The organism is Paenibacillus woosongensis (genome assembly GCF_009725165.1).
Lineage (GTDB): Bacteria > Bacillota > Bacilli > Paenibacillales > Paenibacillaceae > Fontibacillus > Fontibacillus woosongensis.
In genome coordinates this window covers 64,701-82,076 of sequence record NZ_WNZW01000012.1, presented here as the reverse complement: position 1 = coordinate 82,076, position 17,376 = coordinate 64,701, and the positions used below count along the sequence as shown (strand labels likewise).

At 52.6% G+C, this 17,376-nt stretch carries 14 protein-coding genes; 12 read left to right on the top strand and 2 right to left on the bottom strand.

What is annotated here, in order from left to right; translation table 11 throughout:
- The first annotated feature begins 32 nt into the window (after positions 1-32).
- Positions 33-1,502, top strand: a complete 1,470-nt coding sequence (locus GNP95_RS21095; protein WP_155612807.1) for a stalk domain-containing protein — start codon at positions 33-35, stop codon at positions 1,500-1,502.
- 226 nt (positions 1,503-1,728) lie between these two features.
- Here GNP95_RS21095 and GNP95_RS21090 read toward each other — a convergent pair whose 3' ends face one another.
- A complete protein-coding gene (locus GNP95_RS21090) occupies positions 1,729-3,042 on the bottom strand; it encodes a DHA2 family efflux MFS transporter permease subunit (protein ID WP_155612806.1) in 1,314 nt (437 codons plus the stop codon).
- A 456-nt stretch (positions 3,043-3,498) separates the two neighbouring features.
- On the opposite strand from GNP95_RS21090, the gene GNP95_RS21085 reads away from it, so the two are divergent.
- The 5 genes from GNP95_RS21085 to GNP95_RS21065 all read left to right on the top strand — a co-directional run bounded on the left by GNP95_RS21085 (position 3,499) and on the right by GNP95_RS21065 (position 8,668).
- Positions 3,499-4,566 (top strand): ABC transporter substrate-binding protein, encoded by a 1,068-nt coding sequence (locus GNP95_RS21085; RefSeq protein ID WP_155612805.1) that lies wholly within the window; start codon positions 3,499-3,501, stop codon positions 4,564-4,566.
- Positions 4,547-5,416 (top strand): ABC transporter ATP-binding protein, encoded by an 870-nt coding sequence (locus GNP95_RS21080; RefSeq protein ID WP_155612855.1) that lies wholly within the window; start codon positions 4,547-4,549, stop codon positions 5,414-5,416. The genes GNP95_RS21085 and GNP95_RS21080 overlap by 20 nt, the downstream gene beginning before the upstream one ends.
- A gap of 1 nt (position 5,417) precedes the next feature.
- The gene (locus tag GNP95_RS21075; protein ID WP_155612804.1) at positions 5,418-6,272 is read left to right on the top strand and encodes an ABC transporter permease; all 855 of its coding nucleotides are present in this window, start codon (positions 5,418-5,420) and stop codon (positions 6,270-6,272) included.
- A gap of 38 nt (positions 6,273-6,310) precedes the next feature.
- Positions 6,311-7,669, top strand: a complete 1,359-nt coding sequence (locus GNP95_RS21070; protein WP_155612854.1) for an LLM class flavin-dependent oxidoreductase — start codon at positions 6,311-6,313, stop codon at positions 7,667-7,669.
- A gap of 93 nt (positions 7,670-7,762) precedes the next feature.
- Positions 7,763-8,668, top strand: coding sequence for a TauD/TfdA dioxygenase family protein (locus tag GNP95_RS21065; RefSeq protein ID WP_155612803.1), 906 nt, complete (start codon positions 7,763-7,765; stop codon positions 8,666-8,668).
- Positions 8,669-8,738: 70 nt separating this feature from the next.
- Here the strand turns inward: GNP95_RS21065 and GNP95_RS21060 are convergent, their stop codons facing one another.
- The gene (locus GNP95_RS21060; protein ID WP_155612802.1) at positions 8,739-11,885 is read right to left on the bottom strand and encodes a hybrid sensor histidine kinase/response regulator; all 3,147 of its coding nucleotides are present in this window, start codon (positions 11,883-11,885) and stop codon (positions 8,739-8,741) included.
- Between the two features lie 351 nt (positions 11,886-12,236).
- On the opposite strand from GNP95_RS21060, the gene GNP95_RS21055 reads away from it, so the two are divergent.
- The 6 genes from GNP95_RS21055 (at position 12,237) to GNP95_RS21030 (ending at position 17,298) form a co-directional block, all read left to right on the top strand.
- Entirely contained in the window at positions 12,237-12,872 is a 636-nt protein-coding gene (locus tag GNP95_RS21055; protein ID WP_155612801.1) for a hypothetical protein, read from the top strand.
- Entirely contained in the window at positions 12,853-13,368 is a 516-nt protein-coding gene (locus GNP95_RS21050) for an accessory gene regulator ArgB-like protein (RefSeq protein WP_155612800.1), read from the top strand. Before GNP95_RS21055 ends, GNP95_RS21050 begins: the two co-directional genes overlap by 20 nt.
- 2 nt (positions 13,369-13,370) lie before the next feature.
- Positions 13,371-13,493 (top strand): cyclic lactone autoinducer peptide, encoded by a 123-nt coding sequence (locus GNP95_RS21045; RefSeq protein WP_074048639.1) that lies wholly within the window; start codon positions 13,371-13,373, stop codon positions 13,491-13,493.
- A gap of 272 nt (positions 13,494-13,765) precedes the next feature.
- Positions 13,766-14,779, top strand: a complete 1,014-nt coding sequence (locus tag GNP95_RS21040; protein ID WP_155612799.1) for a phosphotransferase — start codon at positions 13,766-13,768, stop codon at positions 14,777-14,779.
- A gap of 144 nt (positions 14,780-14,923) precedes the next feature.
- The gene (gene sigI / locus GNP95_RS21035; protein ID WP_155612798.1) at positions 14,924-15,646 is read left to right on the top strand and encodes an RNA polymerase sigma-I factor; all 723 of its coding nucleotides are present in this window, start codon (positions 14,924-14,926) and stop codon (positions 15,644-15,646) included.
- A gap of 2 nt (positions 15,647-15,648) precedes the next feature.
- Positions 15,649-17,298: an anti-sigma-I factor RsgI family protein gene (locus GNP95_RS21030; RefSeq protein ID WP_155612797.1), complete on the top strand. Its 1,650-nt coding sequence runs from the start codon at positions 15,649-15,651 to the stop codon at positions 17,296-17,298.
- The last annotated feature ends 78 nt before the right edge of the window (positions 17,299-17,376 follow it).

Genomic DNA, 17,376 nt, shown 5'->3' with positions numbered 1-17,376 from the left:
AGAAATTTTTGTAAGTGGTGAGGAGAGATTCAATGAATATTAAGCGCGGAAAATTTGGACGCGGCCGAGCAGCGCTCGCGGGAATACTGTTGTCTCTGTCCATGCTTATGCCTCTTACTGCTCAAGCAGCCCAAACGGAGCAGATGCCGAGTCAGAAAGGCAAATGGTTATCCGATGTCGTGGCGATCTCAGCAGGGGACTATGCCGTATATGCGATTAAGAAGGACGGAACCGCTTGGGCATGGGGAGGAATGAGAGACCGGGGATTGCTGGGAAACGGATCGATGGTTCCGGTCAAGACTCCGGTACGGATGCATATTGACAAGGTGAAGGATATCGCAGGCGGGCACATGCATACGCTGATATTGCGAAAAGATGGCACGGTGTGGGCCACCGGAGATAATAGCGATGGACAGCTTGGCATTGGTACGACCTCGTATCAACCTGTTCTTGAACCGGTTCAAGTTACAGGTTTGGACAATATTGTCGCTATTTCAGCGAACGGTAGTCAGAGTTTGGCGCTTGGTGCGGATGGGACGGTCTGGCAGTGGGGAAGAAAGAACAGTGTACATACACCGTCGCCTGTACCTGCGAAGCTGGAGGGGATCCCTGTCATTCAGGCCATTGCTACAGGTCATTTGACAGCCAGTGCCCTAGACAAGGATGGTCAGGTCTGGATCACCGGAACGGCTGTGACGGACATGAATCCTGATCGCCAATGGGAACCGACTGCAGTACAAGGCGATGCGATGGGTAAGGCAACAGCTGTTGCGACAGGAAGCCAGAAGGCAGCAGCACTGCTGGAAGATGGGACGGTTGCCATATGGAAAAGCTCTAAAACATACCCTACAGCGGGCGATTTATTAAGTCCCACAAAAGTGAAGCATGCTGACCAACTTACGCGATTGGAAGGGGGCAGCTTCTCGACGTTTAGCAGCATTAAGCAGGATGGCACAGTATGGGTTTGGGACAGCTTTATGGATGAGAACGAGTATACAGCTGTTCAGGTTGAAGGCATCACAAATGCAATTGATCTGGCAAATACGAGCATGCGGGAGCAGTATGCGCTGCTGAGAGACGGCACGGTGATGAAATGGAATTATTACGGCGGGTCAAGCAAGCCGTCCAAGCCGCAGCTCGTCGAGGATTCCATTCACGTTGAGATCAACGGAGACAAGCTAGATTTCACTTATCCACCGGCGCTTGTTAACAATGTGAGCTATGTACCGCTGCGCGGTGTTTTTGAGCATTTGGGGGCTAAGGTCACCTGGATGAATCAAACGAATACCGTTCACGTCAGCAAAGGAAGCATGAATGTCGTTATTAATCTATATACGCTGAACACGACGATCAACGGGAAGCAAATCTCAGACGACCTTAAGCCGTTCAACGAAAACTATACGACGATGGTGCCGCTGCGTTTCATCGCCGAGGCGCTGGGAGCCAAGGTAAACTGGGCCAAGGAGCAGCATACGGTCCGAATTGAGCTGCCGAATCCATAAGGTAGGAAGGCAAGAAGGACATCCTCATCAGAACGAGGGTGTCTTTTTTAATGTGGACAGATCGCCATCAGACGGGCCTACACCCGGGTCTGAGCCGGAGTGGTAAGGGTTGGTTCCTCTCTACTTTCCCGCCCCTCCTTATCTCGACGCCGCTCGCGGAGCAGCAGGGCTAGGGGCAAGCTGAGCAGCACCAGCAGGGCCGCAACAACAAAGGAGTCGTCGATGCCTAAAGTGTAGGCGGACAGGCGAATCCACTCAGCACTGGGGGTGGCGGCCGATTGCTGCAGCACGGTAATATGGAGGTTCTGACGCGCATAGAACAGCGAGGTGAACAGCCCAGGGCTAGAGCGCCGAAAATTTGCCGCAGCCAGTTAATTAACGCCGATGCGTGGCTATACCATTCCGCCGCGGCGGCATGCATCCCCGCATTCATTGCCGGGGTCATCGACAGGCCGATGCCGATGTAGCGAACCGCCATCCAGAATGCGACGTAGGCCAGGTTCGTATCGAGCGCCAGAAAGCTGAATTGCCAGGAGGCAAGAACGATGAGAACAGCCCCGGCAATGACCAGACGGAACGCACCGATCCGCGGGTACAAGGCACCGGCGAGCAGTGTCGCCGCGCCTGAGCTCAGGGAGGGCAGGAGCAGCAGCAGTCCGACTTCAAAGGGGGACATCCGGTGGATTTCCTGTAAATACAGCGGGACAAAATAAATGCCCGAGTACAGCCCGATGATCAGAATGGCAGAGACCAGGATGCTCGACATAAAGATGCGGCTTCGAAAAAGACGCAGATGCAGCAGCGGCGCTTTGATCCGCAGTTCGTGCCGGACAAATAACAGGGAAGAGGCAAGGCCAAGGATCAGCATGAAGGCGGAGCGGTAGGACCAGAGGCCCCACTGATGAATGTTGCTGAAATAGAGCAGCAGAGCCAGGCTTCCGCATACGGCATACATTAGTCCCAGGCGATCCAGCGGGCCCGAAGCGAAAGGCGGGTCGCGGGGAATCCATTTCATGCCCATCCATAAGGTGAGGATGCTTACCGGGACGAGGACAAGAAACATCAAGTGCCAGTTATGCCCGAGCAGCCAGCCGCTGATCGTGGGCGCCAGCGCCGGGCCGAGAATGCTGGAGGCTGACCAGAAACTAAGGGCGACGTTGCGCTGCTGCTTCGGAATGGCCTGAAAAATAATCGTCAGCGTCACCGGTTGAATGATCCCGCAAAAGACGCCCTGCAGAATGCGGAACGCAATCAGGCTGTAAATGCTCCAAGAGACTGCGCATAGGGCCGAGCTGGCCATCAATCCGGCGATCGAATACAGGAATACTTGCTTATGGCTGAACCGGTCGCCCAAATAGCCGCTTAGCGGAATGATCACACCAGTTGCTAAAGTGAAGCCGGTCATGAGCCATTGAACCGTCGCCAGATCGGAATCGAAAATATCGATAAAGGCCGGCAGGCCGACGTTCATCGAGCAGGTGTTATAGACGGAGGTGAATGAGCCGAGGATGAGGACGTAGAGCACAGGTTTCTGTCGCAATGCAATCACTCCTTGCTATCCATGTTTTAAACGAGGGAGGGCTATAACAAATAAAAAAAGAGACACGGGCTGCCAATGCGTGCAGCCGATGTCTCCGGACGTCCGGTCGAAAACTTACGAAATAACTTACGAAATGTTCTTAAATTGAGTCTTATCGTAGCAGTTCGTGCAGGGGCTGTCAATGCGAGGAATTAGCTTCATTAATGCACCGAAAAGCGCTGAAAACCATGAAATTTTTGTGAAAAAATGGTTGACACCAGGCCAGGGGGAGGGTAGTATGTTCAATAAATCTTAGTAATCAGATAGGGATTTAACCATAAATCCATCGACCGGACCACCGGAGAGACCGCCATCAGCAGATGGGTGCGTCTCTTTTTTTTCACTCATCAGCTAAAAATGGCGGCTGCAACATGTCTGATTCGCATGATCACCAAGAATTGAAGGGGGTTGTCATTTATGGATCGTTCACTTCTTAAACCGGTAAGCTTGGTTGCGGCTTGGCTGCTCGCGGCTGTTCTGATTGCAGGGTGCGGCGATAAAGCGACGTCAGCGGCACACACGGCAGCTCCGGGCGACTTGGAGGTAACCGAGCTGCGCTATCAGGGCAGTGTGGGCGCCGTGACTTTTCCAGAGCTGGCTGAGGATCTGGGATATTTGGCTCCGCTCAAGCTGAAATTCATTGGCACGACCATTAGCGGGCCACAGGACATTCAAGCGGTGGTCACGGGGGATACCGACTTTGGCGGGGCGTTTAACGGAGCCATTGTGAAGCTGATTGCAGCCAAAGCGCCGATTACGCCTGTGATCTCCTATTACGGCGTCGATGACAATACATGGTCCGGCTATTATGTGCTGGACGACAGCCCGATTCAATCGGCGAAGGATTTGATCGGGAAGAAAATCGCGGTGAATACGCTCGGAGCGCATCATGAATTTGTCATCAAGGAATATTTGCGCCGGGAGGGGCTGACCGAGGCGGAGATCGAGCAGGTGACGCTCGTCGTCGTGCCGCCGGTGACCGGGGAGCAGACACTCCGGGCAAGCCAGGTGGATGTCGCCACCCTAGGCGGGGTGCTTCGGGATAAAGCGCTTGAGCGGGGCGGGATCAGGCCGCTATTTACGGATAAGGATTTATTCGGTGTTTTCAGCGCAGGGAGCTATGTGTTAACGAACAAGTTCATCCAGGACAATCCGCAGGCGACGCGCAAGTTCGTCGAGGCGACGGCCAAGGCGATCGAGTGGGCCAGGACGACGCCGCCGGATGAAGTTAGAGCCCGCTACGCGAAGATCATTAAGGAACGCGGAAGGAAAGAGGATGACAGCAGCATTAAATACTGGAAGAGTACCGGGGTGGCGGGCACCGGTGGACTCATCGCCCCTGAGGAATTCGAGACCTGGGTCAACTGGCTGGTTCAGGATGGCACGATCGGGGAAGGCGAGGTTGACGGAAGACGAATCTATACGAATGAATTCAATCCATACCGGGATGGAGGGGAGCTGGCCAATGACAACGGCAAAAATTAGCATCCAGCACGTGCATAAGTCTTTTCGGATTCAGCGGAATCTGGGGCATCTTCAGGAATCATGGCAGCCGGTCTCCGCGCTGCAGGACATTCATCTGGAGGTGAAGCAGGGAGAATTCATGGTCATCGTTGGGCCGAGCGGCTGCGGGAAATCGACGCTGCTCGATCTGCTGGCCGGAATCACGAAGCCAAGCAGCGGACAGATTCTGCTGGACGGCAAGGCCATTGCCGGGCCAGATCTGGACCGGGGGATCGTTTTTCAGCAATATGCATTATTCCCCTGGAAGACGGCGCTGGCCAATGTGGAGTTCGGTCTGGAAGCGAAGGGTATCGGCAAAAAAGAGCGGCGGGAAGCGGCGCTGGAGTATATCCAGCTCGTCGGCTTATCCGGCTTCGAGAATCGCTACCCGCATGAGCTGTCGGGAGGCATGAAACAGCGGATCGCGATTGCGAGAAGCCTCGCATACGATCCCGAGGTGCTGCTGATGGATGAACCGTTTGCCGCGCTGGACGCGCAAACCCGGGAGACGCTGCAAAGCGAGCTGCTGCGCATTTGGGAGGCGACGAAGAAGACGATAATTTTCATTACCCACGGGATTGAGGAGGCGGTCTATCTCGGGCAGAGGGTGGCGGTGATGAGCTCGCGGCCGGGACGGATCAAGGAAGTGATCGAGGTGCCCTTCCAGGGCCGATCCTCGGAGGAGGACTTACGGGCTCACCCCGAATTCGTCAAGCTGCGCCATCATATTTGGGATTTGCTGAAGGATGAGGTGCAGCGTGCGCAGGAGCAGGAGAAATCGAGCAGTCTTCATTATGAGCAGCACAAATTAAAAAACAAAGGAGGGGCTTGAAATGGCAGGTTCTAGCACAGGAGAAGCGTTGGTTCGCTTCGAGGCGGAGCAGAGGGCGCCGGGGCGCAGGTTGAGTCTGGTCAAACGGTCGGCTAGTAAGTTGTACCGCGGGATTAAATCTTCCATTGCAATCTTCGCTTTTCTGCTGCTGTGGGAATTAGCGCCGCGTCTGGGCGTCGTCAATGTGACCTTTCTGCCGCCATTAAGCACAGTGGTCTCGGCCTGGTGGCAGCTGCTGCTCTCGGGCGATCTTGCCGATCATTTACTAGCCAGCTTGCTGCGGTCGGTCGGCGGATTCTTCCTGGCGGTTGCTGTCAGCATACCGCTTGGCCTGGCCATCGGCTGGTGGAAAGGGGTGGCCGAATTTCTAAATCCGCTGCTGGAAATGTTCCGCAACACGCCGGCGCTGGCGATTCTTCCCGTCTTCATTCTGCTGCTCGGGCTCGGAGAAACGTCGAAAATCGCCATCGTCTTCTACGCCTGCGCCTTTCCGCTGCTGCTGAACACGATTAGCGGAGTCCGGAACGTCGATCCCCTGCTGATCAAGTCGGCGCGCTCCATGGGTTTATCACCGGTAAACTTGTTCCGCAAGGTCATCCTTCCCGCATCGGTACCTACGATCTTCGTCGGCATCCGCCAGGCGGGGGCGAGCTCAATTCTCGTGCTGGTGGCGGCGGAAATGGTCGGCGCAAAATCCGGGCTCGGCTATCTGGTGCAGTATACGCAGTTCAGCTTCCAGATTCCGCAAATGTATGCGGGCATTCTGACGATTTCGGTCATCGGCCTGATCGTAAATTATCTGCTCGTGCATCTGGAGCGGAAGCTGACATCCTGGAAGCAAACGTATAGCGAATAAAAGATGAAGTGAAGAGAAGCGATGAAAGGATGAAGAATATGGGGAAAACCAAGCGGCAAATGAATCTGAACGTGTTTCTTATGAACGCGGGCCATCATGAAGCGGCCTGGAGGCGTACGGATACACAGGCGGAAAGAATTACGGACATCCGTTATTTCCAGCGGCTGGCCGAGATCGCCGAGCAGGCGAAGTTCGATTCGTTATTTCTGGCCGATATTCTGGCCGTTGGCAAAAATGTGCAGCACGGCGTGTCCTCCTTCGGTCTTGAGCCGTTTACGCTGCTCTCAGCGCTGGCGGCGGTCACTGAACGGATCGGTCTTATCGGCACCGTGTCGACCACGTATAACGAACCGTTCCACGTCGCGCGCAAGTTTGCGTCGCTGGATCATATCAGCCAGGGACGCGCGGGCTGGAATATCGTTACGTCGGGTAATGAAATCGAAGCGGGCAATTTCGGACGCGAGGGTCATCTGGAGCACCGTAAACGTTATGAACGGGCAAGAGAGTTTCTGGAGGTAGCGAAGGGCTTGTGGGACAGCTTCGAAGAGGACGCGATCATCATCGACCGTGACACTGGTCAATTTACGGACAGCGCGAAGGTGCATGCACTAAACCATGCCGGACCGCATTTCAGAGTGAAGGGGCCGCTGAATGTGCCAAGAAGTCCGCAAGGGTACCCGGTGCTGGTGCAGGCGGGTTCCTCCGAGGATGGCAAGGAATTTGCCGCCGAGCATTCGGAGGCGATCTTTACCGCCCAGCAGACGCTGGAGGAAGCGCAGAGCTTCTATAGCGATGTCAAATCCAGGCTGGCCAAATATGGACGGCATCCCGACGAGCTGAAAATACTGCCGGGCATTTGCACGATCATCGGCGCAACAGAGTCGGAAGCCAAGGAGAAGGAGCAGGAGCTCAATGAGTTGACGATTCCTGCATATGGCTTGAATCAGTTATCCAGCATGCTGAAGGTGGATTTGTCGGGGCTTCCGCTCGACGGGCCGCTGCCTGAGCTGCCGAATATAGAGGCGATTAACGGGAACAAGAGCCGGTTTCAGCTTGTGGTCGATTTGGCCAGACGGGACAATCTCACGATCCGGCAATTGATCCATCGCCTAGCAGGCGGGCGCGGACATCGCACCTTCGCCGGAACTGCGGTGCAAGTCGCGGATCAGCTGGAGGAATGGTTCACCCAGGGAGGGAGTGATGGCTTTAATGTGATGCCGCCGTATTTGCCCGGCGGTTTGGAGGATTTTGCCGCTCAGGTCGTCCCGGAGCTGCAGCGGCGCGGGCTGTTCCGCACCGAATATGCGGGCCGCACCTTGCGGGAGCATTACGGGCTTAAGCGGCCCGTCAATCCCTATGCCGCTAGGCCGCTCGTATCCCGGCTCGCGGGCTGCTAGGGAAGGTGAAGCGATGCATTGATGTTCTGTGCTGCAACATCGCGGGGTTTGAAGGAATGGAATCATCCAATAATCTAATGGAGGGAATGCCCAATGAGTACGGTAGGTAAAAGCCAAGCGATTGAAGGAACAACAGTGGAGGTCGTGCCGGTAGCAGGCCGGATCGGCGCAGAGATTCGCGGTGTTAAATTGTCCCCGGATTTGAATCAGGCCACAGCTGCGGCGATCCGTAAAGCGCTGCTTAGCTACAAAGTGATCTTCTTCCGCGGGCAGCAGCATCTCGACGATGCGGGCCAGGAAGCGCTGACGGGCTTGTTCGGAGAGGCGGTGGCTCATCCGACGGTACCGATCAAGCAGGGAACGGACTATGTGCTGGAGCTCGATTCACAGCATGGCGGACGGGCGAATTCCTGGCATACGGACGTCACATTCGTGGATGCGTATCCGAAGGCTTCCATTCTGCGTGCTGTCGTCGTTCCGGCTGCCGGCGGTGATACCATATGGGCGAATACGGCCGCAGCCTATGAGCATCTGCCCGAGAACTTGCGCAATCTTGCCGACCGCCTGTGGGCCGTTCATTCCAATGAATATGACTATGCCGCCCAGCGTGAGAATGTCTCAAAGGAAGCGATCGAGCATCATAAGAAGGTGTTTGCGTCCACATTATTCGAGACGGAGCATCCAGTCGTGCATGTCCATCCGGAGACGGGGGAGCGTTCGCTGATTCTGGGCCATTTCGCTAAAAAAATCGTCGGCCTGTCCTCGGCGGACTCCCAGGCGATCATCAACTTGCTGCAGAGCCATGTGACCCGCCTGGAAAATACAGTGCGCTGGCGCTGGTCCGTCGGGGACGTCGTGATCTGGGATAACCGCGCGACCCAGCATTATGCGATCAATGACTACGGTGATCAGCACCGGGTCGTGCGCAGGGTGACCGTGGACGGGGAGGTTCCCGTCAGCATCGACGGCCGCAAAAGCGTCACCCGTGTGAAGGAGTAGACCGGCACAATAATCAATTTGGGATTAGAAACAGCAAGGCCGTGAACCGAATTTCGGTTCACGGCCTTGTTTAATAGGACGTCTTCCCGGCATGCGATTCCGCGATCGAAAAAGAAACCGTCGTCCCTTCGCCCAGCTTGCTATCGATCTTTAACCCGCTTCCGTAAAACTGCTTGAGCCGTCTGTCCGTATTGTGGAGGCCGATCCCTGTACGGGCATCGGCCTGCCGATGGAGAATATGCGCAAGCTTCGCCTCTTCGATGCCGATCCCATTATCCGATACACTCACTTTGACCTCATGCCCGCTTTGTGTGATGGAAATGGTCACTTCCCCGCCTGAGGCACGGCTAAGGATGCCGTGGATGACCGCATTTTCGACGAGGGGCTGGATCGTAAGCGGCGGTATTTGGACTTGAATAGCATCCTCGACATTCCAGACGACCTGCAGCCGGTCGCCGAAGCGTTCCTTCTTAATATACAAGTACGACTGCACCAGGCTGAGCTCATGCTCCAGGGGAGCGGACTGATCGGAGTTCTGGAAATCGATGCTGAGCCGAATGTAATTATTCAGCTCCTCTACCAAGGCGTCCATGCGGTCGGGATCCACTTTGCTGAGCTCGGCAATCGCCGTGAATGTATTCAAGATGAAATGGGGCTTGATTTGCGCCTGTAGCCAGGCCGCCTCCATTCGCAGCCGTTCGTTTACGGAGCGCTTTAGTTTTGTTAGTGATTTGACCCGCGATTTCAGCTCGGCCGCTTTCATCGGCTTGGTCACGTAATCGTTGGCCCCGGCCCGGAATCCGGCTTCGATATCTTCGTCTCTGCTGCATGCCGTCAGCAGTAGTACGGGCAGCTCGGAGACGGAATAGCGCGACCGAATCCGGGCGGTCAGCTCATACCCGGACATGCTTGGCATCATCACATCACTAATTACTAAATCATAGCTGCGTTGATCAAGCAGAGCTAGCGCTTCCTTGCCGCTGGTAGCCGTGACTATCTCATAAGGCTCGGCCGCAAAAATGCTCTCCAGCACCTTTAAATTGACAGGGTCGTCATCGACAGCGAGCACCAGGCTAAGGCCGGGCAGCGGGGAGGGCTGAGGATGTGACGGATGCGAAAGCGCGGAGGCCGGTACGCTAGCAGCGGCCATTTGCTCGAATCCAGTTGCAGCGCTTTCCAACGCACCACGTTGATCTTGTCCCCATAATTCCTGCTTCGTATGATCCTGGTCAGCCGATCCGCTCTGCTGCCCGGAAGAGACAGCGAGCTTTAAGGTGAAGGTGAACACGGAGCCTTTATTTGGCTGCGAGCTGGCTTTCATCGTTCCGCCATGCATTTCGACAAGCTGCTTGCAAATGCTTAGCCCGAGTCCAAAACCGCCTCCAGCCACAGGATGGGCGGCTTGCTCATAAGGCTCGAAAATTCTTTCGAGCACATCGGCATTCATGCCGATGCCGGCGTCGCGAACGGAAATGATGGCCCAGCCATTCTCCGCCCGGGCTTCGACAGCTACTTCGCCGGCATATGAATATTTCACGGCATTATGCAGCAGGTTGATCAGAATTTGAATCAGGCGGTTCTCGTCGGCGATGACGAGGGGGAAACTTGGCTGAACCTGGTTGCTCAAGCGAAGCGGCTTCCCCTGGGTCAAAAATTGCAGCATATCAATGACCGTGGCGGCCACGCTATGAAGCGAGACATGCGACTGCTGCAGAGTAATACGGTTCTCCTTGATCCGTGCCAGGTCCAGCAGATCATTAATCATGAAGGACATGCGCCGCCCGATCGTTTCCAGCAGCTCCAGATCTTTCGCGCTTTTTAATCCCATGGTATCCTTTTCCCTGTCGGAGACGGACTGCGAGATGTTCAGGATGCCATGCAGCGGATTGCGCAGCTCATGAGCGACCGTGGTCAGGAAATCGTCCTTTTGCTTGTCGGCTCTTTGCAGCTTCGTGGCCAGCTTCCGGGATTCGTCCATCATTTGAAAATAACGCTTGAACCAGTAAGATGCAAAACAAATCGTGGCAATTATCAAATCGAACGGGTACGAAACCATATGCACACGAAGGAAATACAAGACAAACAGCCAGATCAGGCTGTTGATCGACGCAATGGCAGCAAGCAGCAGAAAGATATTATCCCGGCTGCTGCTGAGCGTGGACCTGAACAGCACCACGGGAGCCAGCAGGCAGGGGATGAACATGGTTACAATATAGACCCCACGCAGCATGAAAATTGTGGAGGCAGGCAGCAGCAATATGGAGATATAAACGGCGATGCAGGCGATGATATAAATAAGAGAGCCTGTCGTTCTCAGCCAATAAGGCAGCCGGAAACGAATCGATTGCAGCAGGAAAAAACCGCCGGAGATCATGGTTAGAAACAGTATTTTAATACTCCATTCATAGTTGAAAGGAATCCATGCAAACAGCAGTCGCTCGCCATCAACCAACGTTCCAAGCACGATGCAAGTGATCATTCCAGAAAAGTAGAGAAGGCGCTTGTCCCGGTTGCCGACGAAATACAACACTACCCCATACAACGCATGGATCATGTAAGCGACGCAGGCGAAACGGACCATATCGGCGGCAAAGAGCTTATCCCGGTCCAGGACATTTTCCAGTCCAAACTGTATGGAGCGGACGATGCCGCCCTTCGTTGTATCGTCAAAGTTCGCCACCTGAATGACGAGATCAAGTAAGGCTCCGTTTTCCAGGTTATAGTATGCGGTATAAGGAATATCGAGCGGCTTGTAGGCCTGTTTGCGGTCGGCTGGCTGTCCGGATTGGCCAACCCGCTGGCCGTTGACATACACTTCGGAAGAGCTCGAAATGCTGGGAATATGGAAGCCGAAGGAGCGGCCTTTGTCCGGATCGACGTGAATCCGCAGCCGGTACGTGCCGAAGCCTATGTTCGGATTATCGCCCGTCATCGCTGGCATACGCCAGCTTACGGGAACTTGTATGTATTCGGGTTCTGCGGCTATTGACTGAGGGAGATCGTTATTCTGGATCAGAAACATGTTCGGATAAAACTCCCACTGGCCGTCTACGATGATCGAATGATCTGTAATTGGATCCCAGTTCCTCAAATCGAGCTCTCCATGAACAGGGACCGGGTGAGGCGGCGTTGCAAAGAAATGCAGCCATAGGACGCGGCAGCCCGTCAGCATGAACAAAAATATAAGAGAAATGAAAATTAATTTTCGCTTGGGCATGTTTACCATCCTATTTCGACATAGTTCGCTTAATTCTTAATCTAGCATATCATAATATCCTCATTTAATAAGCTGATATACGATTACGTCAAGGTTAAAAAGTTATGGATAATATAGGAGCGGTGGGACTAGGACAAAAAGTACAGCTCCGGGTATAACGGCTCAAATCTGTGTATTCTAGCAAAATAAACTTGAAAAATAGATGTTGATATCGTATATTTTTATTAACTCGATAGACCATAATTTCCCAAAGATATTATTTGGTTTCCAGAGAGTTGAGTGAGGTCCAGAAGGCGACCGACTATCAAATGAATTAGGAAAGTGTTTATCGCTAAAGGGTGATCTCGGTTTATGGAATCCTTCGCTTTTATGGCTTTCTCAACGATCGAGGGTCTAGGCATATTCGCGCTTATGATGACCATCTTCAAAATCAATCCGCTCCCATATGTTTGGCAGGCTTTGTTTGTTATTCTGCTGATGTCGCTGCAAAGCTACTTACTGCGCAGCGAGCTTTCCCTCTATTATTTAGCGCCGATTACCAATATTATGTTGTTCATATTTTTTGTAGCCACCGTGGTGAAAGAGCCCTTGGTTGGGGCCGCTGTTATTACGCTTACCGGTTATACGGCATTCAGTTTGCTGCAGACGATGATTGTGAGTATCGTCTTCGACTCCATTATTGAATCGCAAAGCGTTCAAATTTATGGTTATGCGTTGCAGACCTCCAGCGCGATTACAATCGGGCTTGTGTCCTGGCTGCTCTACAGGCTTGGCATCGGATTTACCTGGAACTTCGAGAAAGTCAGGTTCAAGCGGGAGGATTTGATCGTCAGCTCTACCATCTTCATGGTGCTTATTTTCTTTACGATTATCCTTTACCGGAATGAGATATGGTCTAATCTATTATTCTTCTCGATTACGCTCTCCTTTTTTCTATATTATGCGGTCAGGAAGGAGAAGAAGGATCATGATCAATATGATGGCTAATCGAATTGCTGTGCAAATCAAGCGAACCGCTCCCGATCATCCGGCCTCAATTGCCGTTCTGCGGTATTCCATCGCCCTGCTCTTGAATGCTGTGCTGATCATCACTTTGACGCTGCTGCTGTCGGCTTTTACCGGCAGGACGCATGAAGTATTGATTATTCTTGTGTCATTTGCTCTTCTTCGCCAGGTTTCGGGCGGAATCCATCTGAATTCCGGCATGAAATGTGTGCTTGCAACTACTGCGTTATTTACCATGCTGTCCCTCATCGAGCTCAGCGCTTTCTATATGGTGATCCTTAATGTGATCGCTGCGATGCTTTGCCTCCTTTTTGCCCCATCCAGAATACAGCAGCAGACGCGTATTCCTGTTCAATATTATCCTTTGCTCAAATGGATATCTGTGCTGATTGTATGCTCCAATTTTCTAATCATGTCACCCGTACTTAGCCTTTCCTTTGCTGCCCAGTCGATGCTGTTAATCAAACTAAGGAGGTGAGAATGATGAAAAAAGTAGCCTATGCCAGTGCTTCCATGTTGTCTCTCTTCGCTGCATTTGTTGTTTCTACGGCTAGCTTCCTGTACATTTATCAAGGCGAAACACCAGAAGAATTGCTCAAATAATTAAGCATGGTACCAGTAAATTTCTAGTTGTCATGCAAGAAGGTTGGGAAATCGAAGCAATGCAAAACTTAAACGCATACGATGCAAATCAAGAAACCCGGTAGCACTATGGTAGGACGCTGCGGGGTTTCTTGGTGTTTTAGAAGGACAAAAATCATGAAGGCTCATGATTCAATGAACATAGAGGGGATACAATAATGTATAATCTTTTAGGAGATTATACAACTCTTAATCAAGTAAGCTGGTTGAGCTATGGAGGAAAGGAAAGAGATATGCTGAGATTGATACTAGAAAAGTATCCGCCGGAATATAACGGGAGGATACAGCAGGGAGCCAGCGGCTGGAATAATACGACTTACTTTGTCGAAGGCAGGTCGCGCCGCAGTGTCCTGCGGATCTATGAAACCCACCAGGATTTAGAGAAGATCCGGTTCGAGCATATAGTGCTGCAAGCGCTGAACGACGAGCGCACATTGAATTACCAGGTTCCGCGTCCCGTTCGGACGAATTCCGGAGAAACGACGGTTCGGCTGGAAGACGGAACAGAACGATATGCATGCATGTTTGAGTACATAGAAGGAACAAGGCTGCAAGGAGATGAGAGTACAGCGGCCCAATCGTTTGGAGAAGCAGCTGGAGAAATACTATCGCGATTGGCGGAAATTGACCCGGGAATGCAGCCGTCTTACAGGCCGTATTATGAACTGCCCCAGTCTTATCCGATATGCACCCGCGAAGCCGTGCTGGAGTTTTGCCAGCAGCCGCCTCCGCCATATATGGATTTGCGGGAACCGCTCGGGGAGCTGGGACTAGCCTATCAGGGCGTGCTTGAGAGACTGGATGGACTGGAGAAGCTGCCGCAGCAGCTCATCCACGGAGATCTCAACTATTCCAATCTGCTCGTAAGTGAGGATGATCCGGCGCAGGTAACCGCATTGCTCGATTTCGAGTTCTGCACGAAGGATGTCCGGGCGATGGAGCCGGCTGTCATCATTTCAGGGCTGCTCGGCCAGGGCGAGGACAAAGACCGTGAGGCTGTCAACCGGTTCTGTCAGGGGTTTGGCAGTAGGGTCCGCCTTACAGGGGAAGAGCTCGAGGCTGTCCCGGTGCTGTTGCGGCTGCGTCAAATCGATGTGTTTCTGCATTTTATGAGCCGGTTTCTGCAGGGGACCGACGGTCCAGAGGTGCTGCGTGAGCAGATTCGCTCCACTTCGGCAGGGCTTCGGCAGCTGGAACGCCATGGCGAATGGATTAAGGAAAGCCTTGTGCGTTACATTCAAGTTTAAAGGGCCTCACTATGACGTGGGGCTTTTTTTTACATATCCAAGCTCATGAACCAGGGCTCTTATCACGATATATATCTTATATTGGTTTTGGAGCACCCCCATAAACAGCTATGATATACACGTAATAGGAAGTGATGACCATTGATGGACAGGCCACTAGAACAGATACTGAAGAAAGTCCAGGAAGAGGGCAGCACAGCAGAAAGGAATATGCTGATTGAGCATTATCGTCCATTTATCCTTCGCACGGTTTCGCATGTCTGCAAGCGGCAAATCGGGTGGAACCATGACGAGTCAAGCGTGGGTCTGATCGCTTTTAACGAAGCGATTGATCGTTATAACGAAACACTGGGCAAATCATTTGATAATTTCGCTTTTATGCTGATTCGCAATCGTCTTGTGGATGAATTTCGCAAACAAGGAACCATCTTGCGCTCTGAGAGTGTCATTTACGACCATGTTCAGGATGAATTCGCGCAAACCGCACTGGAAATCGCCAGCGCCATGGAAGCCTACGAGCGGGAGCAGACGGCGTTCGAATTGGCGCAGGAGCTTATGCTCTATGATGAAACGCTGCAGGAATACGGTGTATCCTTAGAGGAATTAGAGGATTATTCTCCCAAACACCGGGATTCCCGCCAGCAATTTATTCAGATGGCCAAGCTTTTTAGCGGGCATGCGGATTGGGTCGAAATTTTACATACAACAAAGCGTCTGCCGATGAAGGAGATGCTTGATTTTTTTAAGGTAAGCCGTAAAACATTAGAAAGAAACCGCAAGTATTTGATCGCGCTTGTTCTCATTTATTCCAGCGAGGAATTTGAGCGGATTCGCAGTACCGTTTCATTTGCGGATGTAGGGGAGTGATCATGATGCAAGGAACCGTAATGAAAATAACAGAACATTGTATCGTTGTCCTCTGTGAGGACGGGACTTTCCGGAACCTGCCGCATCCGCCGGTCATGCCGGGCTTGGGGGAGAAAATCTCCGTTCCTGTAATGGCGGCGCCGGCACATGGGAACAGGTATATGCGCTTTTTGAAAAAGCAGTGGATATATGCTGCATCGTTGATTCTGCTGCTGGGTGCTGTGTTTATATTCAACTACTTGCAGGGTGCTAAGCAGCCCGTTACGTTCGTAGCTGTTGACATCAATCCGGGTCTGGAACTGGTTGTTAATAAGCATGGGCGGGTCGATCAGGTGAACCTGCTGAATGAGGACGCCATGCTCCTGCTGTCTGGGAAGGAGCTGGAGAACGAGGATGTGTACGAGGCGCTGCAAATGATTTTTGCCCAGGCAGAGCAGCAGGGTTACCTGGATCCTGAATCGGGGAAAAAATGGATTTGGCTGTCGATTGTCGGTGTTGGAGAAGCCGCATATGCGATTGATCCGCATAAAATTACCGTTCAGGACAAGAGCTATTATGTTGAAGTGTTTGCGTTAAACGAGCAGCAGCGGGAGAAGGCGCAGCAAGAACAGCTCTCACTGAACAAATATATCGTGAAGGAGCGGGCGGCAGAAAAGGGCATTCCGCTAAGCGCGGAGCAGCTGCGGAGCCAGTCCATATTGAGCTCGCTTCAAGAGGCAGGGGTCGATCCGCTGGATTTGTTTGATGAGGGGCCAAAGACGGAGCATATTGCAGCATTAGACCAGCAAGTGAAGGATTCAAACGAAGATAGCAAGGCTGTTGCTGAACCGCCTGCGCGGCAGACGAGCGTTCAGCAGGAGCCTATTCTGGAGGAAGATTCCTCCGCTAATCGCGTTCAGAGCGAAGCGGCAGGGAATGGCGAGATCCCCGAGGACAGCAGAAGGGCACAAGGGGCGGATGAACGTAATTCCGTTGCTTCTGTACAACAGCAGCCAGGTACATCTGCCGTTCAAGCTCAGGAAGAGCCTGCCGCTGAGAAGACGGGCAAATCGCCGCAGGCTGGTTCACAAGATATAGTCCAGAAGTTGAATCTGGAGATCAAGCTGGCCGCAGATGGAAAGGTCAAGCTCGACTATAAGACTAAGGATGGCAAGCCAGAAGCAAAGCTCGAAAGAAAAGTGAAGCAGAACCAGGAGAAGCAGCAGGGTCCGCAAGCCGTTAGCTTTGCCGAGAATCTTATTAAGCAATTGGACTTGAATGAGCAGAGCGACCGAAAGGCCGTGCAAAACCTGCTGCTATCAGCGCTGAAGATCGAAGAGGATGGATGGCTCGAACTGCAATTCGAGGCGGAATACTCGAATGGCGGCACACTCAAGTTCCAACTCGAAAATCCGCTGAAGGCTCAGATAAAGGCAGAGGAAAAAAAGCAGGAACAGGAGAGGAAGGAACAGGAGAAAGCAAATAAGAAGGCAGAGGCGCAAGATAAGAACAAGGACAAAGACAACGAAAAAAATAATGACAAATACAACGGTAATGCGAAGGGGCAAGGGGAAAAGCCGCAACAGGCAAACAAGCCGCAACAAGCAAATAAGCCGGCCCAGTCCGGCAAGAAGAACGATAAAAATAATGACGATGATGACGATGTTGATTAAGTTTATTTGAAGCGCCCCCCATAAAAAGACACCTGCCTCCGTAATAACAGATGTAGGGCTTTGAGATCATCATTAATC